The 20,717-nt window shown below is 66.6% G+C and carries 25 protein-coding genes; 11 read left to right on the top strand and 14 right to left on the bottom strand.

Annotated features, from left to right (window positions below; genetic code table 11):
• Window positions 1-592: 592 nt before the first annotated feature.
• From KQ303_RS07085 to KQ303_RS07070, 4 genes are all read right to left on the bottom strand, one after another.
• Complete coding sequence (locus KQ303_RS07085) at window positions 593-847, bottom strand: hypothetical protein (protein ID WP_259729764.1); 255 nt, start codon at window positions 845-847, stop codon at window positions 593-595.
• An 886-nt stretch (window positions 848-1,733) separates the two neighbouring features.
• Entirely contained in the window at window positions 1,734-2,123 is a 390-nt protein-coding gene (locus KQ303_RS07080) for a hypothetical protein (protein ID WP_259729763.1), read from the bottom strand.
• Between the two features lie 189 nt (window positions 2,124-2,312).
• Window positions 2,313-2,537 carry a hypothetical protein gene (locus KQ303_RS07075; RefSeq protein ID WP_259729762.1) on the bottom strand — a complete coding sequence of 75 codons (225 nt, stop codon included), beginning with the start codon at window positions 2,535-2,537 and terminating at the stop codon, window positions 2,313-2,315.
• Between the two features lie 179 nt (window positions 2,538-2,716).
• Entirely contained in the window at window positions 2,717-2,887 is a 171-nt protein-coding gene (locus tag KQ303_RS07070) for a hypothetical protein (protein ID WP_259729761.1), read from the bottom strand.
• A gap of 144 nt (window positions 2,888-3,031) precedes the next feature.
• Here KQ303_RS07070 and KQ303_RS07065 point away from each other — a divergent pair, with 144 nt between their 5' ends.
• Entirely contained in the window at window positions 3,032-3,229 is a 198-nt protein-coding gene (locus KQ303_RS07065) for a hypothetical protein (protein WP_259729760.1), read from the top strand.
• 496 nt (window positions 3,230-3,725) lie between these two features.
• Window positions 3,726-4,361: a M23 family metallopeptidase gene (locus tag KQ303_RS07060; RefSeq protein WP_259729759.1), complete on the top strand. Its 636-nt coding sequence runs from the start codon at window positions 3,726-3,728 to the stop codon at window positions 4,359-4,361.
• A gap of 41 nt (window positions 4,362-4,402) precedes the next feature.
• Here the strand turns inward: KQ303_RS07060 and KQ303_RS07055 are convergent, their stop codons facing one another.
• A complete protein-coding gene (locus KQ303_RS07055; protein WP_259729758.1) occupies window positions 4,403-4,612 on the bottom strand; it encodes a hypothetical protein in 210 nt (69 codons plus the stop codon).
• A gap of 105 nt (window positions 4,613-4,717) precedes the next feature.
• Between KQ303_RS07055 and KQ303_RS07050 the strand changes: the two genes are divergently transcribed.
• Window positions 4,718-5,260, top strand: coding sequence for a hypothetical protein (locus KQ303_RS07050; RefSeq protein ID WP_259729757.1), 543 nt, complete (start codon window positions 4,718-4,720; stop codon window positions 5,258-5,260).
• A gap of 5 nt (window positions 5,261-5,265) precedes the next feature.
• Window positions 5,266-5,961: a GAP family protein gene (locus tag KQ303_RS07045; protein WP_259729756.1), complete on the top strand. Its 696-nt coding sequence runs from the start codon at window positions 5,266-5,268 to the stop codon at window positions 5,959-5,961.
• On the opposite strand, the gene KQ303_RS07040 is transcribed toward KQ303_RS07045, so the two are convergent.
• A complete protein-coding gene (locus KQ303_RS07040) occupies window positions 5,939-6,385 on the bottom strand; it encodes a hypothetical protein (RefSeq protein WP_259729755.1) in 447 nt (148 codons plus the stop codon). The two genes, KQ303_RS07045 and KQ303_RS07040, sit on opposite strands and share 23 nt — an antisense overlap.
• Before the next feature lie 149 nt (window positions 6,386-6,534).
• Between KQ303_RS07040 and KQ303_RS07035 the strand changes: the two genes are divergently transcribed.
• The 5 genes from KQ303_RS07035 (at window position 6,535) to KQ303_RS07015 (ending at window position 11,770) form a co-directional block, all read left to right on the top strand.
• Window positions 6,535-7,515, top strand: a complete 981-nt coding sequence (locus KQ303_RS07035) for a DnaJ C-terminal domain-containing protein (RefSeq protein ID WP_094512768.1) — start codon at window positions 6,535-6,537, stop codon at window positions 7,513-7,515.
• A 71-nt stretch (window positions 7,516-7,586) separates the two neighbouring features.
• A complete protein-coding gene (gene hemB / locus KQ303_RS07030) occupies window positions 7,587-8,588 on the top strand; it encodes a porphobilinogen synthase (protein WP_259729754.1) in 1,002 nt (333 codons plus the stop codon).
• Window positions 8,585-8,833 (top strand): hypothetical protein, encoded by a 249-nt coding sequence (locus KQ303_RS07025; RefSeq protein WP_259729753.1) that lies wholly within the window; start codon window positions 8,585-8,587, stop codon window positions 8,831-8,833. The genes hemB and KQ303_RS07025 overlap by 4 nt, the downstream gene beginning before the upstream one ends.
• A gap of 61 nt (window positions 8,834-8,894) precedes the next feature.
• Window positions 8,895-9,377, top strand: coding sequence for a VOC family protein (locus KQ303_RS07020; RefSeq protein WP_259729752.1), 483 nt, complete (start codon window positions 8,895-8,897; stop codon window positions 9,375-9,377).
• Window positions 9,374-11,770 carry an endonuclease MutS2 gene (locus KQ303_RS07015; RefSeq protein ID WP_259729751.1) on the top strand — a complete coding sequence of 799 codons (2,397 nt, stop codon included), beginning with the start codon at window positions 9,374-9,376 and terminating at the stop codon, window positions 11,768-11,770. Before KQ303_RS07020 ends, KQ303_RS07015 begins: the two co-directional genes overlap by 4 nt.
• A 151-nt stretch (window positions 11,771-11,921) precedes the next feature.
• Here KQ303_RS07015 and KQ303_RS07010 read toward each other — a convergent pair whose 3' ends face one another.
• Window positions 11,922-13,181 (bottom strand): ABC transporter ATP-binding protein, encoded by a 1,260-nt coding sequence (locus KQ303_RS07010; protein WP_259729750.1) that lies wholly within the window; start codon window positions 13,179-13,181, stop codon window positions 11,922-11,924.
• Window positions 13,182-13,245: 64 nt separating this feature from the next.
• Between KQ303_RS07010 and cgtA the strand changes: the two genes are divergently transcribed.
• A complete protein-coding gene (cgtA, locus tag KQ303_RS07005) occupies window positions 13,246-14,265 on the top strand; it encodes an Obg family GTPase CgtA (protein ID WP_259729749.1) in 1,020 nt (339 codons plus the stop codon).
• Here cgtA and KQ303_RS07000 read toward each other — a convergent pair.
• From KQ303_RS07000 to KQ303_RS06985, 4 genes are all read right to left on the bottom strand, one after another.
• A complete protein-coding gene (locus tag KQ303_RS07000; RefSeq protein ID WP_094512775.1) occupies window positions 14,253-14,471 on the bottom strand; it encodes a Calvin cycle protein CP12 in 219 nt (72 codons plus the stop codon). The two genes, cgtA and KQ303_RS07000, sit on opposite strands and share 13 nt — an antisense overlap.
• Before the next feature lie 146 nt (window positions 14,472-14,617).
• Window positions 14,618-16,591, bottom strand: a complete 1,974-nt coding sequence (locus KQ303_RS06995) for an ABC-F family ATP-binding cassette domain-containing protein (protein WP_259729748.1) — start codon at window positions 16,589-16,591, stop codon at window positions 14,618-14,620.
• Entirely contained in the window at window positions 16,588-17,250 is a 663-nt protein-coding gene (locus KQ303_RS06990; RefSeq protein ID WP_259729747.1) for a DUF2301 domain-containing membrane protein, read from the bottom strand. Before KQ303_RS06990 ends, KQ303_RS06995 begins: the two co-directional genes overlap by 4 nt.
• Entirely contained in the window at window positions 17,247-18,215 is a 969-nt protein-coding gene (locus KQ303_RS06985; protein ID WP_259729746.1) for a glutathione S-transferase C-terminal domain-containing protein, read from the bottom strand. Before KQ303_RS06985 ends, KQ303_RS06990 begins: the two co-directional genes overlap by 4 nt.
• An 86-nt stretch (window positions 18,216-18,301) precedes the next feature.
• Here KQ303_RS06985 and KQ303_RS06980 point away from each other — a divergent pair, with 86 nt between their 5' ends.
• Complete coding sequence (locus KQ303_RS06980; protein WP_259729745.1) at window positions 18,302-19,267, top strand: aspartoacylase; 966 nt, start codon at window positions 18,302-18,304, stop codon at window positions 19,265-19,267.
• 12 nt (window positions 19,268-19,279) lie between these two features.
• Here KQ303_RS06980 and KQ303_RS06975 read toward each other — a convergent pair whose 3' ends face one another.
• From KQ303_RS06975 to KQ303_RS06965, 3 genes are read right to left on the bottom strand one after another with little or no spacing between them, the layout of a single operon-like run.
• Window positions 19,280-19,711, bottom strand: coding sequence for a hypothetical protein (locus tag KQ303_RS06975; protein ID WP_259729744.1), 432 nt, complete (start codon window positions 19,709-19,711; stop codon window positions 19,280-19,282).
• Between the two features lie 31 nt (window positions 19,712-19,742).
• Complete coding sequence (locus tag KQ303_RS06970; RefSeq protein ID WP_259729743.1) at window positions 19,743-20,072, bottom strand: hypothetical protein; 330 nt, start codon at window positions 20,070-20,072, stop codon at window positions 19,743-19,745.
• A gap of 42 nt (window positions 20,073-20,114) precedes the next feature.
• Complete coding sequence (locus tag KQ303_RS06965; protein ID WP_259729742.1) at window positions 20,115-20,252, bottom strand: hypothetical protein; 138 nt, start codon at window positions 20,250-20,252, stop codon at window positions 20,115-20,117.
• Between the last annotated feature and the right edge of the window lie 465 nt (window positions 20,253-20,717).

The raw sequence follows: 20,717 nt of genomic DNA, 5'->3' as shown, positions 1-20,717 counted from the left end.
CTCCTCTCTGTGGGGACATGGGGACTTCAATAAGCAAGAACAGGAAAGGGGATGTAGGGAGGAATTCAACAGGTGCTTATGCGCGGAGAAGTATCCACCTCCCGAGGATGGAAACCATGCCCCCATGTCCCAGCCCCTTCACCCCTGGCATCCGCCATGGATCCCAACCCAACCCCATCAGCCAGTGGTAGGTTCCGCGCCACCTTCAGCAGCTCCGCCGAGCTGGCCTTGGCCCTAGCCACCGCCTGAGTGAGCGTGGCAATGGCGAAAAGCGGCTTTTTCACACCAGCCATGGGGCATTGCTTTTGCCGGATATTGACGCTCGCTGCTTGGACTTGTAGAGGTTCATGTATGGGCGCTTGCACATGCTTGGCGCAGATGAGATTCGTGGCGAAGCGGGGAACCCTGGAACCCTGGGGCGGATCGACGGACGGGATGACGATCCTCCACCACGCAGTGGCGGCGATGGGTTTGGCTCCATTTCCGGCACGGGCAGGTAGCGCGCCAAGGGGGGCTTACTCAATGTGAACATCCCGAGGGAGTTATCTGCCCAGGGAAGGATCGCGCCATTGCTCGCCGCGCCGCTGTGCGCTCACTGCTGCTTGCCGCCCTGGTCCAGTTGCTGCCGTAGTGCAGCGTGCAGATCGACTGGCGCGAGCTTCTCGTATTTTGCTGGTACTTCGATCTCGTGGAATACCTGATCAGGCCCACACACCAGTGTCGCCATGGGCCTCCGGTCGTCATCATCCTTCGAGGCCTGATGAGGCTCGGAGGCGTACTCTGATGCATACCCAAACATGCTCGCAAGCAACCTGCCCTGCTTGTCTGTGACAACGGTCATCTTCATGTGACACCTCCACCTTCGAGGTTGTGCCTCAACTCCGAGGTCGCTGAAGCGTTCCTGATACTTACCACATAAGTCACCTGGTTGATTCCATCGACGATCTTCCCTTGGTCGAAGGCAATAGCCGTTCCTAATGCGCCGGGACTAGCAAACGAGCCGGTATGAGCGCCCGCAATCTGCACGCCTTTGTCGGCTCCACCGCGGAACACGTATGTCCAGTAAACCGTAGCCCCAGGCTCCAAGGTCACCACGGCACCCGAATTGCTCCAGGCCATGCGATTCCTCCTAGTCCACGAGCTCATTGATTTTGCTCGGCTCAGCAATCGCTGAAGGCATTGGCTGCGTTTCCGCAACACAAGGAGACGCAAAAAGTGCCGGTCCATACCGACTTGCCCTGAGAACCGGCGGAACCCCTGGTGGATCACCGGGTCGGCGGCGTTCTCCTGGAGCGTCTTACGCGCACTGATCGCCTCAATTGTGAACCTGGTGAACTCGGGCCCGTGGCTGCGGCGCTTGCTTAACTCCTTTTGAAACCTTTGGAGAAGGCTCCGCCAACGGTGGCAGCCCCTTTCAGGGGCCGTTCCCATCCTCACAGGTTGACGATCGGGCCTGTCCAGAAAAACCAGACCACCTCAGGGTGGCGGTGGACATCGGGGCGGGGGTTGACGTTCTCCTTGAGCCGGATGGCCAAGAACCATCAGTGGGCTACGCCCTGCAGCCAATGCAATCGAAGCCCAGCAGGCCTTGAACATCACGTAGGATTAAACCAGGATCAGTTTGGATGTGAACTCCGTGGGTCATGCAGACTGTAAACCCATTAGGCTTTGCACCTTTGTTCAAGTACGCAGTCACTCTTGAGCTCTGCTGAGCAGTCTGCATAGCAAAATGACTACGGCGTCTTGCGACGAATCCGAGCGAATACCCAAGCGCTGGTCGCGGCAACGCCGATGCATGGAAGCAGGAAGATGAACTCGCCAATGCCAAGTTGATTCGAGGACAACGTGACGACCACAAGGAAGCTGGCACCAGCAAGAAGGCACAAGCAAAGTGAACTTGCTCTTTGCAGGCTTGGAACAAAACCTGTTGCGACCAGGCAAACCCAAAACGTAGGAGCTAAGTAGATACCCCAGGCGAACCAGTCAAGGCTATTCCAGGCGATCTCAAGAAGGCCACCAAGGCCTCTTGCCCGTGCAACCTCACCGATGGAAAGAAAGAATAGTGCCAGCGCAACGTATGGCACTACGACGATGGCGCCAACGGCATGCAGGAGTCGATTCATTCTGAGCCTCCAGAAACCCGCACATCCTCGAGCCCATCACTCAAGCCTGAGGCAGTCGCCATAGGTGCGTATTGGGAAGCATGAGAATAGCTTGCTGGAAGCGGCTGACTCCAAAATGCGCCTCCCACTCCACAACTCGCGCTTGATCAGACAGTATTTCATCCTTTGCTCTAGGGCTAGATACAGCAATCAATCTGGCAGCTTCAAGAGTTTCTGCCTGTATGATCCAAAGCCCTGTGCCATCATGAGGATAGAATGGCCATGGAGGAGAAGTGTCCCGTTCTGCGCTTGCTCCCTAAACCAGTCCAACTGATTCTGATCATGCTCAGAGTCAGTCTTCTTGTCGTCGTAGTAGTTTGACTGCTTGGCCATAGCAACAGCAAAGAGCTTCATGACTTGCTTGGCAGTGTTCATAGGGCTAGGTGAACTCGACCTGGCAGCCCCTTTGCGAGCAGCCCAAAGTGAATCAGTTCACTATAGTTGAGAATGATCAGTATATCCTCTCTCGGCCTGTGGAGAGGATTCCGACGTAAATCCTGTTCGCTCTCACGGCACATCATGGTCTTGCCCGACACATCCTGGCGTCCAACTCCTCAATGATCGAGTGTTAAGGAACCGCCGGCTCCTGGCGCGATCAGCTCCACCGCCCGCATGGCTTCACCTTGCACCTGGAAGAGCACCTGCGGATTTGCCTTGAGCAGCTCGGTCCAGTGCCCCAGGTACGCAGCATGGTTCTCCATCGCACTGCTGATCTCCAGCCGCATCCTCAGCTCCGAATGGATGAAGGGGCATCCAAGCGGCTAGATGGCTCAACGGTGCAGAAATGGAGGTTGTTGTGTTGCAGCAACACCGCTGTCGACAGCAAGGCGGAGTCTGCTGACACAGTATGTGCGCATACAAACAAAGCCATGACAACCTTCAGCCAAAGTCTGTTCGCGTATCTCTCCGACCGGGCCGAATCAGATCACGGCTGGGAGATTCCAGTAGAGCGGACTGTTAATGCCCGGGCTGGTAAAGACAGCATCACCGCCAGCAGCACGATCACAGTTGGTGGCACAATCAACACCGGCATCGGGGATTGCCGCGCTGACGTTCGAGACGACTGACCTGGCTTCCAGGCTCATGCTCAGGCTGTTCAAGGTGGTCAGAACTGTTGCGATGGTGCTTCGTGAGGGTTGTGAGCGATGTGGACAAAATGTTCATCACAACCTGGCAATGTCAAGAACAGTGCTCTTGGCTGTCTGGCAGCATCTTGTTCTATCTTCTCGTGATCACTCCCTCCTCTGATCGTCTCCCTGCATCGGTAATCTTCCTCCATTCGTAATAGTGTTGGACTTGCTTGGTTTGACCCTTCCCGGGCTTCTGTCTTCCACTCTCGCCACCGGTCGATGCCTCTTGGCAAAGCGAAGAGCGCCGATATGTTGAGCCGGCCGTAGGCGCAGAGCAGTCATGGAGGTGCCGGCTGAAACGAGCGTGAGGCGCAGGCGGCGCGCGAAGCGTTCTGGTGCGTGGCGCGTTGGGGCGTGTGGCACGGGCGGTCGGGACAAGATGTTGGTTCTGCTGTTGGCCCTGTGTTGCCTTACCTGGGCAACCTGCGGCGTTGTGGCCGCCTACGAGAGCGGTCTGCCGCCCAGGCCGCTCGAGGTGCCCGCTGAAACGCCGGTGGCGGATCTGGGCGCCAACGAGGCCTTGCCGGAGCAGTTGCAGGCCTTGCTGCAGCCCAATCCGGAGCCGCTGCCGTTGGTCAGCGGCGCGCTGCCACCGCCACTGCCACCCTTGCTGCTGCCGCTGGGGAACAGCCCCGTGCTGGCCTATCCCCTGGCCGTGCCGGCCACCGAGCTGGACCCTTACGGCTGGCGTTACTCCGAGTCGCGTGGTCGCTGGCGGATGCATGCCGGTGTGGACCTGATCGTGCCCGCTGAATCGGCCGTGCTGGCGGCCCTGCCCGGCACCACCAGGCTGGTGGATGACGTGAGCGGGTACGGCCTCACGGTGGTGATCGATCACGGCGATGGCTGGCTCACGCTTTATGCGCATCTTTTGGATGTGGCCGTGGTGCCCGGGCAGGGTGTGAGCAGCGGTGAACGCATCGGCCGGGTAGGCCAGACAGGCAGAGCAACCACGCCCCACCTGCACTTCGAGCTGCGGCGCCAACGGGACGGCCGCACCGTGGCCATGGATCCATGGCCGGTGATGGCGGAGCCGCTGCTGGCTGGCGCGGCGGCTGTAGGCCGCTGAACCGCGATGGCTGCAGAAGGCGGATGTCGCAGCCCCGGTCCTCAGGGCTGCAGTGGTTTCATGATGGCGTCTTCCCGTTGCGTCTCCAGCTGGGTTTGCTGGCGTGCCGCTTCCTGGGCGCGGCGCAGGCTGCCGTCCATCGCCGCAGGGCCGGTCGGAGCGGCACCTGTGGGTGGAGCGGGGGCGCCCATGCGTGTCCACCACAGGCCGCCCATCAGCAGAGCGGCGATCAACAGCGTGAGGAGTCCCATGGCGGAGCAAGGGTGTGGACTGAGCATGGCGCGGCAGGGCGCTGGCGGCAGCAGCCGGGGCCGACCGGTGGTGGCACGCTGGGACCCGCCGCCCCGGGGAGGGCCATGCCTGCCTTGAACCGCTGCGCTGTGAGCGTCGTGCCGCGCCAGCCCCTGCTCGACTGGGCCGTAGGGCTCGGCCTGGAGCTGCCGGGAGCAGCCGCGCGTGAAGCCGGGCTGTATCTGCTCCCCCCCTATGCCACCGATGCGGAGGCGGAAGGCTTGCTGCGCCGCGCCCACGCTGTGATCTTTGAAACGGAACTGGCGGTGTGGTGCCCCGTGCAGCACCTCTGGCCCCAGGACCGCAGCTACGGGGTGTTCCGCCGTTGGTTCGAGCCCCGTTTCCATCCGCTGGTGCAGGATCTCGTCGCAGGCGGCAGCGTCACCGCCGACTCCGCCAAGGCGGCCGTCCTGGCCGCCGTTGCTGCCCGTGCTCCGCTGGCGGGCGATGACGCAATGCCAGAGCGGACGGGCATGCCGCTGCCGCTGCGAATTCTGGCCGGGGTCGGTGCGCTGTCGTTTCTGCTGATCGGCCTCAACAGCCTGCTGCTGCCGCCGGCCGCCCCACCGGCCGCCCCGCCCCAGCCACCGGCCGGTCAGGCGACCTGAGCGCGATGGCGGCCGCTGCGTCAACAACCCTCTCTGCAGCAGCCGTGCTGGCGGCGGTGCTGCCACTGGCAGTGGGTGCGGCGATGAGTCCGCTGGTGCTGGTGCTGCAGGTGCGCCAGTTGCTGGCACCTGCTCTGGGGCTGGCGCGGGCCTGGGCGTTCCTGCTGGGCGCTGCCGTGATCACCCTGGTGTGGCTGGGGCTCGGCCTGGCCGTTGGCGATCTGCTGCCGCCCCGCCCTACGGGGCCGGATCCGGTGGCGGCGACCCTGCATCTGGCCGTGGCGGCGTTGCTGGTGTCGCTGGGCGCGGCCAATCTGCTGCGTGCACAGCCTGGTCTCGCGGTTGCCCCACCACCCCCGACACCTGCAAGGGCCGCCGCGCCGTGGTCGGCGTTTCGGCTCGGTCTGGGGGCGATGGCGGCCAACCTCAGTTCTCTGGCGCTGTTTCTTCCGGCGGTGCAGGATCTTGCCCGCGCCTCGCTCGACGCCGCTGAGCGCGCCGGCCTGTCGGCATTTCTGGTGGGCTTCACCCTCCTGCCTGCCCTGTTGCCGCCGTGTCTGGTGCTGGCCAGTGGCCGCCGCGGTGAGCAGCTGCTGGAGCGGCTCGGGCGCTGGCTGAACAGCCATCAGCGCCAGGTGAGTGCCACGCTCTGCTTTGTGTTCGCCGCTCTGCTCACCGTCAACGGGCTGGCTCGGCTGTAGGGCTGCGGAAGCCGCTCCAGGCCTTGAGCTGCTCAAGGGTCTGCAGGCCTTCCCGCCGCTCCCCTTTGAGGGTCCAGGTGGGGTAGGCCCGCACGCCGGCGCTGCTGCAGCGCAGCCGCCCCGCGTCGTCCTTGTCGCATTCCACGTAGGGGAGGCGGCGGCCCGCCTCGGTGCCGAACAGGTTCTTCTGCTCGAAGCAGTAGGGGCACCACCAGGCGCCATAGAACACCGCCCCCTGCTGGATCAGAAAGTCGACCAGTGCCAGTTGTTCGGCGTTGGAGGGCTTGAGGGCATCACCGAGCGTGCCGGTGCTGGAGGTTGCTGGCCTGGAGCCGGAGGCCACAGCGGGCGCAGCTGCCAGCGCTGCCGGGCCTGGCTGGGCACCAAGGGCACTGAGGGCGAGAACCACGGCGAGCAAAGGCATCGGCAGCGCCAATCACGACCTGCAGCGTAGGCAGAGCCCCAACGGCGGCGTTCGGGCTTCCGCCCTCCGCCGGCCTTCCACCACGACGCTCCGGCTGGGAAACTGGAGAGGCTGAACGTTCTTGCTGACGTGCCGATGAGCCTGCCTCGATGAGCGCCAACGGCTATCGCGACTACTACAAAGTGCTGGGCCTTGAACGGGGAGCCGACGCGGACGCCATCAAGCGTTCCTTCCGCAAGCTGGCCCGTCAGCACCATCCGGATGTGAACCCCGGCGACGCGGCGGCAGAAGCACGCTTCAAGGAGATCAGTGAGGCCTATGAGGTGCTCTCCGATCCTGACAAGCGCCGCAAGTATGAACAGTTCGGCCAGTACTGGAGCCAGATGGGCGGTGGCGGCGCACCGGGTGTCGATGTGGATTTCAGCCGCTACGGCAACTTCGACGACTTCATCAACGACCTGCTCGGTCGCTTCGGCGGGGCCGCCGGCCCCGGTGGCTTCGCGGGTGCACCGGGCGGGTTCGGCTTCTCGGGAGGCTTTCCGGCCGGGTTCGGCGGTGGCTTCACTCCAGGCACCGGCCGCGCTAGCGGCGCCCAGCTGGATGCGGAAGCCACGATCACCATCACCTTTGCCGATGCCTTTCGCGGCTGCGAGCGCACCCTGGCCGTCAACGAAGAGCGGGTTCAGGTGCGCGTGCCCGCTGGGGTGAAGAACGGCAGCCGCCTGCGCCTCAAGGGCAAAGGCAACCTCCAGCCCGGCACCGGCCGGCGAGGCGACCTCTACCTCAACCTCACCCTGCAGGAGCATCCAGTCTGGAAGCTGGAGGGGGATCAGCTACGGGCCGATCTGCCACTCAGCCTCGACGAGCTCGCCCTTGGCGGGGATATCCGGGTGATCACCCCTGACGGCGATGCCACCGTTCAGGTACCCCCCGGTGTGCCCCTGGGGCGCAGCCTGCGCTTGAAGGGCAAGGGCTGGCCCCAGAAAGATGGCCGCGGCGATCTGTTGCTCACCCTCACCCTTGCCCTGCCTGACACCTACAGCCAGCAGGAGCGAAAGCTGCTCGAGCAGCTGCGCGATGCGCGCAGCACCGACCCAAGGCGGGAGTGGTGCAAAGCCGCCATTCTCTGAACCCCTGCCACAGGAGGGCCTCCGAGGCGGGGAGCGCTGATCCGTAGGATCCGGCCAGCAGGTCTGCCCGTATGGAACTCACCTATCGACCCCGCCGGTTGCGCCGCACCCCGGCTCTTCGAGCGATGGTGCGCGAGTTTCACCTCGACCCCGCCGATTTCATCTACCCCCTGTTCGTGCACGAAGGGGCCAGCAATGAGCCGATTGAGGCCATGCCCGGCTGCCAGCGCTGGAGCCTGGAAGGGCTCGTGGAAGAAGTGGGCCGGGCCTGGGATCTGGGCATCCGCTGCGTGGTGCTCTTCCCCAAGGTGGCCGATGGCCTCAAAACGGAAGACGGCGCAGAATGCTTCAACGAGGGCGGGCTGATTCCTCGTGCCATTCGCCGCCTGAAACAGGAACACCCGGCCATGGCGATCATGACCGACGTCGCTCTTGATCCCTATTCCTGCGATGGCCATGACGGCATCGTCAACAGCGAAGGTGTGGTGCTGAACGATGAAACCGTGGCCCAGCTGTGCCGTCAGGCGGTGGCTCAGGCCCGCGCCGGCGCCGATCTGCTCGGCCCCAGCGACATGATGGATGGCCGGGTGGGAGCGATCCGGGAGGCGCTCGATGAAGAAGGCTTTGAGCACATCGGCATCATCAGCTACACCGCTAAGTACGCCTCCGCTTACTACGGCCCCTTCCGGGAGGCACTCGATTCCGCCCCGCGTCCGGTGGGGAACAAGCCGATCCCCAAAGACAAGTCCACGTATCAGATGGATCCGAGCAACGGCCGCGAGGCGCTCACCGAAGCCTCGCTGGATGAGCAGGAAGGGGCCGACATCCTGATGGTCAAGCCGGGCCTGGCTTATCTCGACATCATCCATCGCCTGCGCGAGGAATCTGAACTGCCGATTGCGGCTTACAACGTGAGTGGCGAGTACGCCATGGTGAAGGCGGCTGCCCAGCGCGGCTGGATCGACGAGCGCGCCGTGGTGCTCGAAACGCTGCTCTGTTTCAAGCGCGCCGGTGCCGATCTGATCCTCACCTACCACGCCTGCGATGCGGCCCGATGGCTTAGCGAACGGTGACCTCCTCCGAGCCGGCGGCACGTCGCCCCACTGGTCAGGCCCGGCGGCGCCCCTCCCCATTGATGGTGTGGGTGCTGGCCCCCTGGCTGGTGGCTCTGTTGCTCGTGCTGCTCGCCCTGCGCCTGCTCGCCCTTGAGGATTTCAATCTTCAGGCCTCCGGCTGGGGCTTGCTGGGCAGCGCTGCCATCTGCTTCTCGATCGGCTGCGTCTGCCGGGTGTCGCTGCTGCTGGCCGACCGGCGCTGAGCTCCGCCTCACCGCGGGGCCTGCGGCGGCTCAGAATGGACTCAAGACCAGGACACTGTCGATGCCGGTGCGAAGACTGGGCCACGTGGCCCTGCGGGTGCAGGACATGGCCCGCGCCAAGGCGTTTTATCAGGCCCTCGGCCTGCGCCTCACCTGGGAAGCCGACGATTGGTCCTATCTGCAGGCCCCCGAGGGCGGTGACGGGGTGGCCCTGCTGAGCCCGGCCTACACCGCCGCCGGGCCCCACTTCGCTTTTCACTTCAGCGAGCGCGCCGAGGTGGATGTTGTCCACGGCGAGCTGCGCGCCGCTGGCCATCCGGTGGGCCCGCTGCATGATCACCGCGACGGCACCGCTTCCTTTTACCTCCAGGATTCGGAAGGAAACTGGCTGGAGATGCTCTACGAGCCTCCCGAAGGCATCCCCTCCAACCAGGGCGAGGAGCCGATCGCTGCGGCTCTGCCTGATGGCTCCTCAGCCGCCATGGCCGGCGCCGGAGCCACCAGAGCCGCTGCCCTAGCCGGACAGGTGCAGGGGCTGGCTTGAACCCGATCGAGGCGGAAGCCCTTGACCTGCTGGAGTGGCCTCGCCTGGCGGAGCACCTGGCCAGCTTCGCCAGCACGCGCGCCGGTGCCCGCCACTGCCGCTCCCTGGTGCCCGCCGCCAGCTGCGCCGAGAGCGAGCGCCTGCTCTGTGAAACCACGGAGTTGCTGGGCCTCGATGGCGTGCTGGAGGGGGGGCTGAGCTTTCAGGGCGTCGCCGATCTCGGTGGCACCCTCCAGCACTGCAGCAAGGGGGGAACCGCCTCCGGTGAGCCCCTGCTGGAGGTGGCTACCACCCTGGCGGCCGGCCGCCGCCTGCGCCGCCAGATCGAGGACGAGGACCTGCGGCCCGTCACCAGCGGCCTGGTGCAGAACCTGCGCACCCTGCCGGAGCTGGAGCAGCGTCTGCGCTTCTGTATCGAGGAAGGCGGGCGTGTGGCCGACCGCGCCAGCCCGGCGCTGGCCGCGCTGCGGCTGCAGCTCTCGGCTCTGCGCCAGCAGCGGCGTGAGCGGCTCCAGGAGCTGATTCGGCGTTGCGCGCCCCTGCTGCAGGACAACGTGATCGCCGAACGCAACGGCCGGCCAGTGCTGGCGGTGAAGGCGGGGGCGGCCTCCCAGCTCAGCGGCCTGGTGCACGACAGTTCGGCCTCCGGCAGCACCGTGTTCATCGAGCCCCAGGCGGTGATCACCCTGGGCAACCGGCTGCGGGAGCTTGAAGGAAAGGAGCGCGAGCTCGAGCAACAGGTGCTGGCGGAGCTCAGCAGCCTGGTGGCGGCGGACACAGACGCTCTCCACACCCTGCAGACGGTGCTGGTGCAGCTCGATGGCGCCGTGGCCCGCGCTCGCTACGGCCAGGACCTTGGCGGGGTGCGCCCCGAGCTGTCCGCCACTGCCGAGGCCCCCTTCCAGCTCGTGGATCTCTGCCATCCGCTGCTGCTCTGGCAGGAGCGGCGCGAGGGCGGCAGGGTGGTGGTGCCGGTCACGGTCACCGTGGGCAGCGACCTGCGGGTGGTGGCGATCACCGGCCCGAACACCGGCGGCAAGACAGTCACGCTCAAAAGTGTGGGGTTGGCGGCCCTGATGGCACGCGCCGGCTTGTTCCTGCCTTGCCGCGGTACGCCGCGGCTGCCCTGGTGCGGCACTGTCCTGGCCGACATCGGCGATGAGCAGTCGCTGCAGCAGAACCTCTCGACCTTCAGCGGCCACGTGCGCCGCATCGCGCGCATCCTCGAAGCGCTGCCGCCGCCGGGAACGCACGGTGGCGCCTCCCTGGTGCTGCTCGATGAGGTGGGTGCCGGCACCGACCCCACCGAGGGCACCTCCCTGGCGATCGCCCTGCTGCGCCATCTCGCCGCCCGCGCCCGCCTCACCATCGCCACCACCCACTTCGGTGAGCTGAAGGCGCTCAAGTACGAGGATGCCCGCTTCGAGAATGCCTCGGTGGGCTTTGACGTCGAAACCCTCTCGCCCACCTATCAACTGCAGTGGGGCATTCCGGGCCGCAGCAACGCCCTGGCCATTGCCAGCCGCCTCGGCCTGGAGCCGGCCGTGATCGAGGGCGCCACCGCCCTGCTGGCGCCGAAGGGGGAAGGGGAGCTGAACCAGGTGATCTGTGGCCTGGAGGATCAGCGGCGCCGCCAGCAGGAGGCTGCCGAAGAGGCGGCTGTGCTGCTGGTGCGCACTGAACTGCTTCACGAGGAACTGCTGCAGCGTTGGCAGCACCAACAGGAGCAGTCGGCGGAACTGCAGGAGCAGCGGCGCCGCCAGCTGGAGCACTCGATCCGCGATGGCCAGCGGGAAGTGCGCCGCATCATCCGTCGCCTGCGCCAGGGCGACACTGATGGGGAGGAGGCGCGCCAGGCGGGCCAACGGCTCAAGCGCCTGCAGCAAGAACACCAGCCAAAGCCGGAACGCCGCCAGCACCGCGGCTGGCGGCCCTCTTTGGGGGAGCGGATTCGCGTGCTCTCGCTCGGCAAGGCGGCGGAAGTGCTGGAGATTGCCGCCGACGGGCATGAGCTCACGGTGCGCTGCGGCGTGCTGCGTCTCACGGTGCCGCTCGACGGGGTGGAATCGCTCAGTGGCGAAAAGCCGGCGCCACCGGAGCCGCCCGTTGTGCAGGTGCGCCGCCAGCCCGGCCGCGGCGGCGGCGGTGCCCAGGTGCGCACCGAACGCAACACCGTGGATGTGCGCGGCCTGCGGGTGCATGAAGCGGAGGCGGCGGTGGAGGAACGGCTGCGCGCGGCGGAAGGGCCGGTGTGGGTGATCCACGGGATCGGCAGCGGCAAGCTGAAGCGAGGTCTGCGCCAGTGGCTGGACACCGTGCCCTACGTGGAGCGGGTGAGCGATGCGGAGCAGGGTGACGGTGGCCCAGGCTGCAGTGTGGTCTGGGTGGCATGAAGCCTCAGATCACTACAACACCGGTGATGGTGAGTGCCAGACCGGGGCTGAGAGTGTGCAGGGTGGGAACGACCCAGGGGCATTTCACTCTTGAAATGGCTGACCAGTTAACGAGGTGGTCTTCCCCTTATGCACCTCCGCCCTGCTGGGCTCAGAGATCGAGCACGGGCAGTTGAGGTTCCGGCCCCGTGCGCTCGGGGCCGGCGGTGGTGGTCGGTGGCAGTGCCAGTGCCTCCCCGGCGGCATCGAACAGCCGCCAGCCGCTGGGGTCCACGTCGATGTGGATCCGCTGCCCCGGCACCACCCGCTGGGAGGGGTCGGCCCGCAGCTGCACCAGATGGCCGCCCTCCAGAAGCCGGGCGCTGACCAGCAGTTCATTGCCGAGCGCCTCCACATGGGTGACGTCGCCCGGCAGATTCCGGTTGGTGGCCGGTGCCAGCTTCAGATGCTCCGGCCGGAGCCCGCCTGTAAGGGGGGTGGAAACTCCACGGGCGGCATGGGAGGCCAGAGCGGCGGCCATCGGGCCTTCCACCAGAAAGCGACGGGCATCGAGCTGAATCTGATCGCCACCTGCGGCCTGCACCGGCAGCAGATTCATCGGTGGGCTGCCGATGAACTGGGCCACGAACAGATTCGAAGGCCAGGTGTAGAGCTCCATCGGCGTGCCCAGCTGCTGCAGCCGGCCTTGGTTGAGCACGGCGATGCGATGCCCCATCGTCATCGCCTCCACCTGGTCGTGTGTCACGTAGAGCGTGGTGGTGCCCAGCCGCTTCTGAAGCGCCACGATCTGGGCGCGGGTGCCCGTGCGCAACTTGGCGTCGAGGTTGCTGAGCGGCTCATCCATCAGGAACACGGCGGGCTCCCGGGCGATCGCCCGCCCCAGGGCCACCCGCTGCTTCTGGCCGCCGGACAACTCCTTGGGACGCCGGTCGAGCAGGGGCGTGAGGCCCAACTCCTCGGCTACCCCGGCGATGCGCGCCTCAATGCGCTGCTCCCGCTTCGAGGGCAGGCGCAGGGGGGCGGGCAGCCCGCGGCTGCAGCGATGCAGGCTGTCCTGCAGCTGCTGGGCCACGCTGCGGGGACGGCTGCGCCGCAGCCCGAAGCCGATGTTGTCGGCCACGCTCAGGTGCGGGTAGAGCGCGTAGCTCTGAAACACCATCGCCACGTCCCGCTGGGCCGGGCGCAGGCCACTCACGGGCCTCCCGCCCACCAGCACTTCGCCATCGGTGGGGGTTTCCAGGCCCGCCAGGATGCGCAACAGAGTGCTCTTGCCGCAGCCGGAGGGACCCACCAGCACCAGGAATTCACCATCGGGCACGTCGAGGTCGAGCTGGCGAAGCACCTCCACAGGCTCGCTGCCCCGCCGTGGTGGAAATGTTTTGCTGACCTGCTGGAAGCGAACCTCTGCCAAGACGGAGCCTCTGACCGGCCGATCCTAGGGTTGGCCTCAGGTTCGGCCTTCGTTAAGGGATTCCTTGCAGTTCATCGATCAAGCCCGCATAGCGGTCCAGGGCGGCCGGGGCGGCGACGGCATCGTCGCGTTTCGTCGGGAAAAATATGTGCCGGCCGGTGGTCCTTCCGGCGGTGATGGCGGCCATGGTGGGGCCGTATGGCTGCAGGCCGATGCCAACCTGCAGACCCTGCTGGATTTCAAATACAAGCGGCTGTTTGCCGCCCCGGAAGGCCGCCGCGGCGGCCCGAACCGCTGCTCCGGCGCCGGCGGGGAGGATCTCGTGGTGCGGGTGCCCTGCGGCACCGAGGTGCGCGACCCTGACACCGAAGCCCTGCTCGGCGATCTGATCGAGCCAGGGGATCGCTTGCGGGTGGCAGCCGGAGGCCGCGGCGGGCTGGGCAACGCCCACTACCTGAGCAATCGCAACCGGGCCCCCGAGAAGTTCACCGAAGGCAAGGACGGGGAAGAGCGGCAACTGCAGCTCGAACTCAAGCTGCTGGCGGAGGTGGGCATCATCGGGCTGCCGAATGCAGGCAAGAGCACCCTCATCAGTGTGCTGTCGGCCGCCAAGCCGAAGATCGCCGATTACCCCTTCACCACCTTGATCCCGAATCTCGGTGTGGTGCGCAAACCCAGTGGGGATGGCACGGTGTTCGCCGACATCCCCGGTCTGATCGCCGGCGCCGCCCAGGGCGCGGGGCTGGGCCACGACTTTCTCCGCCACATTGAGCGCACCCGACTGCTGGTGCACCTCGTGGATGGCTCCAGCACGGATGTGGCCCACGACCTGGCAGTGGTGGAAGCGGAGCTGGTGGCCTACGGCCATGGGCTGGCCGATCGCCCCCGGCTGCTGGCCATTAACAAAGTGGAACTGCTGGATGAAGATGCTCTGGCAGCGGCTTCAAACGCGTTGAAGGAGCGTTGGCCCCGGGAGGTGCTGGCCATCTCCGGGGCAACGCGTCAGGGGCTCGATCGATTGCTGGAAGCGGTCTGGAAGGAACTCGACCGCAGCGAACAGGCCCTGGTGGCTCAGTCGTCGTAGACGCGGCACTCAGGGGCTTCAGGGTTCAGGTCGCAGTAGACCTCGAGCGAATTGGGATCGTGATTGTCCTCGGGGTGATGGGTCTTGTATTCCTGCAAAGACTTGAGCTCTTCCTCAAGGTGACGAACCTTGGCCTCGTTGCCCGTGGCCTTGGCGGTTTCGATTTCGATCTGGTCCTTGAGGATGTGCTCGTCGATGGAAGTCATAAGACGGCCGACCTGCGGCAACCGAATTTTTCCAGTCCACCCTACGGGTCGTGCGCCAGCTTCGCCGGGCCGTGTGGGCTCCAGCTCATCAACCCCCCGCCAGCATGGGGTAGATCCCTCTGCCAGCGGGTGGTTTTGCCCTGGTCTCAGGCCGGCAGATCACTCAGTTCCAGCCACCGCTCCTCGCCGGCATGGATGCGTTCCACCAGGGCGGCCAGTTCCTGGGTGAGGCTCTCCAGCCGGGCGTAGTCGCCCTGCCCGCCGCCGGCCAGCTCTGCTTCGAGCCGGCTGCGGCGCTCCTCCCAGCCCGGCAACTGCTGCTCCAGATCCGCCAGCTCGCGGCTTTCCCGGTAGCTGCGGCGCCGGGGCCGCTCGGTGCGTTCGCCCGTTCCCCTGGCCGGCGGGGCGGACGCTTCAGGCGTGGGTCGCGCTGCAGTGGGCGCCGGTGAGGGTTTGGCCGCGGCCTGGGCGGACTGGGCCAGGTAGGCGCTGTAGTTGCCCTCGAAGCGCCGCAGCACCCCGCCCTCGAAGCAGAACAGCCGGTCCACGGTGCGATCGAGGAAGTAGCGGTCGTGGGACACCACCACAACGCAGCCGCGGAAATCCTCGAGGAAGTCTTCCAGCACCGTGAGCGTGTGCACGTCCAGGTCGTTGGTGGGTTCGTCGAGCAGCAGCACGTTGGGCGCCTGAATCAGCAGCCGGCACAGGCAGAGCCGCCGCCGCTCGCCCCCGGAGAGCTTGCCGATCGGGCTGTGCTGCTGGGCGGGGGGAAACAGGAAGCGCTCCAGCAGCTGGGACGCACTCACCTGCACACCGCCCAGATCGATACGGCTGGCTGCCTCCTGCACAAAATCGATCACCTTGCGCTCCATGCCCTTGCCGGCGAACAGATCGTCGGTCTGCTGGTCGAAGTAGGCCAGCTGCACGGTGCTGCCCAGCTCCAGGCGGCCCTGCTGGGCCTGGCGCCGCCCGGCGATCAGGTCGAGCAGGGTGGACTTGCCGGAGCCGTTCGGGCCGATGATGCCCACCCGGTCTTCCGGGCTGAAGTCGTAGCTGAAGTCGCGCAGCAACGGCGTGCCGCTTGGGGTGGTGGGCGTGGTGGCCGCCTCTGCCCTGGCCGGGCCCTGCGGCGCCCACACGCTGAGATGCTCCGCCGTGATCGCCCTCTTGCCCAGCCGCCGACTGGTGGTGGCCAGGCTGAGCTGGTCCTTGCCGGCGCGCACCGGCGCCTCCCGCATCGCCTCGATCCGCTGGATGCGGGCCTTCTGCTTGGTGCTGCGGGCCTGCGGTCCGCGTTGCAGCCATTCCAGTTCGCGCCTCAGCACTCCCTTGAACTTGGCGGCACTGGCTGCTTCGGCGGCCTCCTCACCCGCCTTGATCTGCAGGTAGCTGGCGTAGTTGCCCTCATAGGTGCGGGCTTCGCCCCGGTCCACCTCCACGATGCGGCGGGTGACCCGGTCGAGCACGTAGCGGTCGTGGGTGACCAGCACCAGAGCGCCGCGGAAGCGGTCCAGGTGGTTCTGCAGCCATTCGATGCAGTCGGCATCCAGGTGGTTGGTGGGTTCATCCAGCAGCAGCACGTCCGGCTCAGCCACCAGTGCGGAGGCCAGGGCCAGGCGCTTGCGGAAGCCACCGGAGAGCTCCCCCACCTTGCGCTGGGTGTCGCGGATGCCGAGCCGGTCGAGCACCTCGCGGCACTGCTGCTCCAGATCCCAGGCCTGGCAGTGGTCCATGCGGCTCTGCAGATCGCCCAGCTCCGCCAGCAGGGCGTCGTGCCTGGCCCCGGACGATCCGGCCAGCGCCTCACTCACCGCGGTGAAGCGCCGCAGCAGCTCCGTCTTCTCGCCACTGCCGGCGAACACCTGCTCCAGCACGGTGCGCTGGGGGTCGAGCGTGGGGTCCTGGTCGACCAGCACCACGTTCAGGCGGGGCGAGCAGCGGCGTTCCCCTTCCCCCGCCGGCTCCACCCCGGCGAGCACCTTGAGCAGGGTCGATTTGCCGGCGCCGTTAGGGCCGATCAGCCCGAGCCGATCGCGCTCGCCCACGTGCAGGGTGAGGTCGCGGAAGAGGGTCTTGATGCCGAAGTCCTTGGCGACCCCCACCAGGCTGATCAGGCTCATCGGCTGACGCCCTGCGCCTGGGCCTCGAGATGGGCGAACACGCTTTTGTCACCCACATCAGCCTGCGCCGCCATCGGGAATTTGCGCAGGCACAGCACCAGCAACAGGGCCGCCTGGAGCAGCAGCAACCCGAACGTCTGGCGGGGATCCAGCAGCCCGCTGAGCCGGCCCAGCAGGGCCACGGGCAGCACGAGGGTGACGCCGATCGCCTCCGGCCGCTGAAAGCAGAAGAACTCCTTGAAGCCGATGCCGGCCTGGGCGGCGAAGAAGGGGCCGATCGCCCAGATCCAGCGGGGATCGGCCGCCAGCGAGTCGAGCATGGCGTCGGGGCCCACCCGCAGCGCCAGTCCCACACCACCGGCGCAGCCCAGCAGCCAGAACAGCTGCAGCGCCCGGTGCAGAGGCCGCAGGTAGATGTGAATCCACTGCAGCGCCAGCCCCAGCCCTGCCGCCATCACGACCAGCCACGGCCACGACCAGACCCCGCCGAAGCGTTGCCACTGCCACAGCAGGGCCAGCTCCGCGATCGCGAGCGTCAGCAGAGCGAGGCGATAGCCGAGCACCTCACGCCGGTCCTCGGCCGTGATCGTGAACAGTCCGTAGACACCCTCGAACACCGGATCGGTGCTGGCGCTGGGATCGATCGATCGGGCGTTCATCGCATCATCTCGAGGGGAGAAGCCTTCACCAGTGTGGTCAGGTCGGGGCCGGCCGGAATGATGCCGGAGGGGTGCAGTGGAAACAGAGCACCGAAGTAATCCTGCCGCCACGCCATGGGGAAGCAGGTCTTGGCGACTCCTTCGATCGCATGGAAGCGGCTCCGCCAGCCCCATAGGGCGGGGAATTGCCAGAGCGGCCGGCGGCTGCAGCCGAACAGGGGGGCATAGACCAGTTCCAGGCGAATCAAGGTGGGGAAAAGCACCACGTCGGCGAGGCTGGGGGCGGTGCCGCACAGCCAGGGCCCGGCGGCCTGCAGCTCCGCCTCGGCGGCCTCGAGGGCCTCGAACAGGGCCGATTCAGCGCGGTTGTAAGCCGCCTGGTTGCGGGCGAAGCCGCAGCGGTACACGCCGTCATTGACGTCTCCCTGCAGGCGCTGGCGCCAGGCATCGCGGCGCTCGTTCTGATCGGCAGGTTCCAGATCGGGCACCCCCTCGGGTGCCGGCCAGCGGTTGAGCAGTTCGATCAGCCGCGCGCTCTCATTCACCACGATGCGGCGTTCGGCGCGGTCGTAGAGCACCGGCACCGAAGCCGGCGCGGTCGCTGGAGCTCCGCAGCTGCTGTAGAGGTCGGCCAGAGCCTGGGCCCCCTCGAAGGGCGTTGAGAACTGCCAGCGGCCGGCGCCGGGGTCCGGTTCCACAACCACCAGATCAATCGTCGATTGCAGCTGGCGCAGGGTCCATACCAGCCAGGCGCGATGGGCCCAAGGGCAGCTGCGGCCCACGATCAGCACATGGCCCGCGCTGGTGCCGGCTGTGGCCGGCAGGGGCGGCAGCACGGCGAAGGCCCCGGCGGGACGGCAGTAGTTGCCCTCGGCGTCAGCGGGGCCCAATCCACCCATCAGCTGTTGCCATTGCCAGCGCCAGGCCGCGCGAACGCAGGCCACCACGGGCGGAGGAACGGCCATTTCCACTACGGGCGAGTGCTCCGACTCTGGCCTGGCCGGGATCCCCTGCCAGCCTGTGGCGCAGGTGTTCGCAGGGACGGGCGCAAATGGCCGCAGACAAGGTGCTGGTGGTGGGCGGAACCCACGGCAACGAACGCAATGCCCCCTGGCTGCTGGAGCACTGGGGCCGCCACACCGCCCACCTCGACCGCGCCGGGCTGGCGGTGGAGCTGGCGGTGGGCAATCCCGCGGCTCTGGCGGCAGGGGTGCGCTACCTCGATCACGATCTCAATCGTTCCTTTGGCCTGGAGGCTCTGGCGGATTCCGAGCGCAGCTCCCTGGAGCTGCTGCGGGCGCGCCAGCTGCTCGCCGATTTCGGGCCCACAGGCGCCACCCCCTGCGGGGTGGTTCTCGATCTGCACAGCACCACGGCGGCGATGGGCAGCTCCCTGGTGCTCTACGGGCGCCGCCCCACCGACCTGGCCCTGGCCGCCGGCATTCAGGCGCAGCTGGGGCTGCCGATCTACCTGCACGAGGGCGACCCCGCCCAGAGCGGCTTTCTGGTGGAGCGTTGGCCCTGCGGTGTGGTGATCGAGGTGGGTCCGGTGCCGCAGGGGGTGATCACCGCCACCATCTGCCACCAGACGGCCCTGGCCGTGGAGGCGGCGCTGGCCACCCTGGCAGCGGCACGCGCCGGGTCGCTACGGCTGCCGGTGGCTCTCACCGTCCACCGCCACCTTTGCAGCCTCGATCTGCCGCGCCATCCGGATGGCCGTCCGGCCTGCTGCCTGCATCCCAGTCGTCAGCACCGCGATTGGCAGCCCTTGCAGCTCGGCGATCCCCTGTTTCAAGGCGCCGATGGGGCCACCGTGCCGTTCGAGGCGGAAGCGGCCGGCATGATCGGCGCTGCCATGGCAGCAGGAGATTGCGCCTGGCCGGTGTTCATCAACGAAGCGGCGTATGGCGAGAAGGGAATTGCCCTCAGCCTCACCACCCGGGAGCGGTGGCCCCGCAGCCAGGCGTGGGGGGAAGCCCTCCAGCAGCTGGCCCGGGATCTCGCTTGTGCCCGTTGAAGGGTGAGGCGCTCAGCGAGGGGCCTGGCCACCATCGGGGCTGGCCTGATTCAGCGGAGCTGCCTGGGGGGCGGGGGTGGGCCGGGGAACGCCGTTGTAGACCACGCCAAGAACCTGGCGGCCATCGGCCGAAATCCTCAGCTCGGTTTCGGTGTTCGGCGGCAGGCCGAGCACCTGCCAGCCAGGAGGGCCTCCCAGAAAACGGAAGGTGTAACCCTCGGCATCGGCCTTGATCAAGCAGTTGCCGGCGGCACGGTTGTACATGCAGGCGTCAGGGCGGTAAATGCTGAGCCCGCCATTGAGTTTCTCGGCCTGCATGCGGGCCAGGTTGGTGGCCCGCTGGCGGGTGAAGGGGAAGGTGTTGTAGGGATCGGTGGTTTGGCCGATCACGGCGGAGGCCGACAGCAGCAGGCTGGCGCCCAGGAGAACGGGGGAGAGTCGCATCAGGGGAAAAGAGCGGCAGGGGCGCCGGAGATCAACCGCAGACCCAGGTGCCTTGCTCCTTGGTGCAGGGAAGGTCCGAGCTGGATCCATCTGCCCAGTAAATCCTGAGCCGGTCGTCCTGGCTACCCATACGGAAGGTGAGCGACTTGACGACGCCGGCAGGCGGTTTACCTGCGGGGTCGGCAGGGTTGGGGCGGGAGGGAGCAGCCAGCCGCTGCTCCAGCTGCTGGAGCCTGAGTTCGACCCGATCCAGCCGTTCAGGCGTCTGGTCCGCTGTTTTGAAACAGCCGCTCAGGCCGGCAGCACTGACCCCTAGTGCCAGCACCGTGAGGGTCAGTCTTGAGGGTGCAGGCAACGACATCGCCGGAAGCGCAGTCAGGTCGATGCACTCCTAGCAATCGGACTAGACGTTGGCCAGCCGCTCGCTCCAATAGACGACGGCACCTTGCTGCTCAAGCTGCAGGCGGCGGTGGCGGGCTTGGTGGACAGGAACCGTTTCGGTGCAACGGTTTCCGTGCAGGTCCCAGCAAATCAGAACCATGGCGACAGGTGGCCGGGAATACAAAGAAAACCTTAAGACCGCTGCCGGTGGCGCGGTCGCTATGTGGTCGATTCATGACCCCCACCCCGCGTCTGTATTGGGAGCATGCCCCCCTCCTTTGCTGTCTGATCCCAGTGTTGGCAGCGTGTTTCGATCGCCTGCCAGTCAGGGACACCTTGTGCCTGCCAGCCACTCCATCGGCGCTCCTCCGCCGTGAGCCAACGCACTGGCGAGAGAACTGGCTAGCTGGGACCTTCCCGATCACGCTCGGCCGCAGCGCGGGCCCTTTGCGCCTCTCAAAATTGAACCTGACCGCGTCCGAGCTGAACGCTCCTGCGCCGCCACTGCTGAAAACCGAAGCCAAACCTTAAGCGCCCCACACATCCCGCAATGTGCTGTTACATTGCGTCAGGCGAAAGGCTCCGGCCTGCGGAGGGGACGTTCCCCCGACGCTTTCGCCTTACT

This window comes from Synechococcus sp. CS-1333 (assembly GCF_025128015.1).
GTDB lineage: Bacteria > Cyanobacteriota > Cyanobacteriia > PCC-6307 > Cyanobiaceae > MW101C3.
This window is presented reverse-complemented; position numbering and strand designations above follow the sequence as displayed.

Bases quoted from the DNA above. Each gene is read 5' to 3' on its own strand.
- KQ303_RS07065 (WP_259729760.1), top strand. From the start codon at position 3,032: ATGACAACCTTCAGCCAAAGTCTGTTCGCGTATCTCTCCGACCGGGCC.
- KQ303_RS06970 (WP_259729743.1), bottom strand. From the start codon at position 20,072: ATGTCGTTGCCTGCACCCTCAAGACTGACCCTCACGGTGCTGGCACTA.
- KQ303_RS06985 (WP_259729746.1), bottom strand. From the start codon at position 18,215: ATGGCCGTTCCTCCGCCCGTGGTGGCCTGCGTTCGCGCGGCCTGGCGC.
- KQ303_RS07085 (WP_259729764.1), bottom strand. From the start codon at position 847: ATGAAGATGACCGTTGTCACAGACAAGCAGGGCAGGTTGCTTGCGAGC.
- KQ303_RS06990 (WP_259729747.1), bottom strand. From the start codon at position 17,250: ATGAACGCCCGATCGATCGATCCCAGCGCCAGCACCGATCCGGTGTTC.
- KQ303_RS06995 (WP_259729748.1), bottom strand. From the start codon at position 16,591: ATGAGCCTGATCAGCCTGGTGGGGGTCGCCAAGGACTTCGGCATCAAG.
- KQ303_RS07075 (WP_259729762.1), bottom strand. From the start codon at position 2,537: ATGAACACTGCCAAGCAAGTCATGAAGCTCTTTGCTGTTGCTATGGCC.
- KQ303_RS07080 (WP_259729763.1), bottom strand. From the start codon at position 2,123: ATGAATCGACTCCTGCATGCCGTTGGCGCCATCGTCGTAGTGCCATAC.
- KQ303_RS07000 (WP_094512775.1), bottom strand. From the start codon at position 14,471: ATGACTTCCATCGACGAGCACATCCTCAAGGACCAGATCGAAATCGAA.
- KQ303_RS07040 (WP_259729755.1), bottom strand. From the start codon at position 6,385: ATGCCTTTGCTCGCCGTGGTTCTCGCCCTCAGTGCCCTTGGTGCCCAG.
- KQ303_RS07045 (WP_259729756.1), top strand. From the start codon at position 5,266: ATGGCGGCCGCTGCGTCAACAACCCTCTCTGCAGCAGCCGTGCTGGCG.
- hemB (WP_259729754.1), top strand. From the start codon at position 7,587: ATGGAACTCACCTATCGACCCCGCCGGTTGCGCCGCACCCCGGCTCTT.
- KQ303_RS07055 (WP_259729758.1), bottom strand. From the start codon at position 4,612: ATGGGACTCCTCACGCTGTTGATCGCCGCTCTGCTGATGGGCGGCCTG.
- KQ303_RS07020 (WP_259729752.1), top strand. From the start codon at position 8,895: ATGCCGGTGCGAAGACTGGGCCACGTGGCCCTGCGGGTGCAGGACATG.
- KQ303_RS06980 (WP_259729745.1), top strand. From the start codon at position 18,302: ATGGCCGCAGACAAGGTGCTGGTGGTGGGCGGAACCCACGGCAACGAA.
- KQ303_RS07050 (WP_259729757.1), top strand. From the start codon at position 4,718: ATGCCTGCCTTGAACCGCTGCGCTGTGAGCGTCGTGCCGCGCCAGCCC.
- KQ303_RS06965 (WP_259729742.1), bottom strand. From the start codon at position 20,252: ATGGTTCTGATTTGCTGGGACCTGCACGGAAACCGTTGCACCGAAACG.
- KQ303_RS07035 (WP_094512768.1), top strand. From the start codon at position 6,535: ATGAGCGCCAACGGCTATCGCGACTACTACAAAGTGCTGGGCCTTGAA.
- KQ303_RS07070 (WP_259729761.1), bottom strand. From the start codon at position 2,887: ATGCGGCTGGAGATCAGCAGTGCGATGGAGAACCATGCTGCGTACCTG.
- KQ303_RS06975 (WP_259729744.1), bottom strand. From the start codon at position 19,711: ATGCGACTCTCCCCCGTTCTCCTGGGCGCCAGCCTGCTGCTGTCGGCC.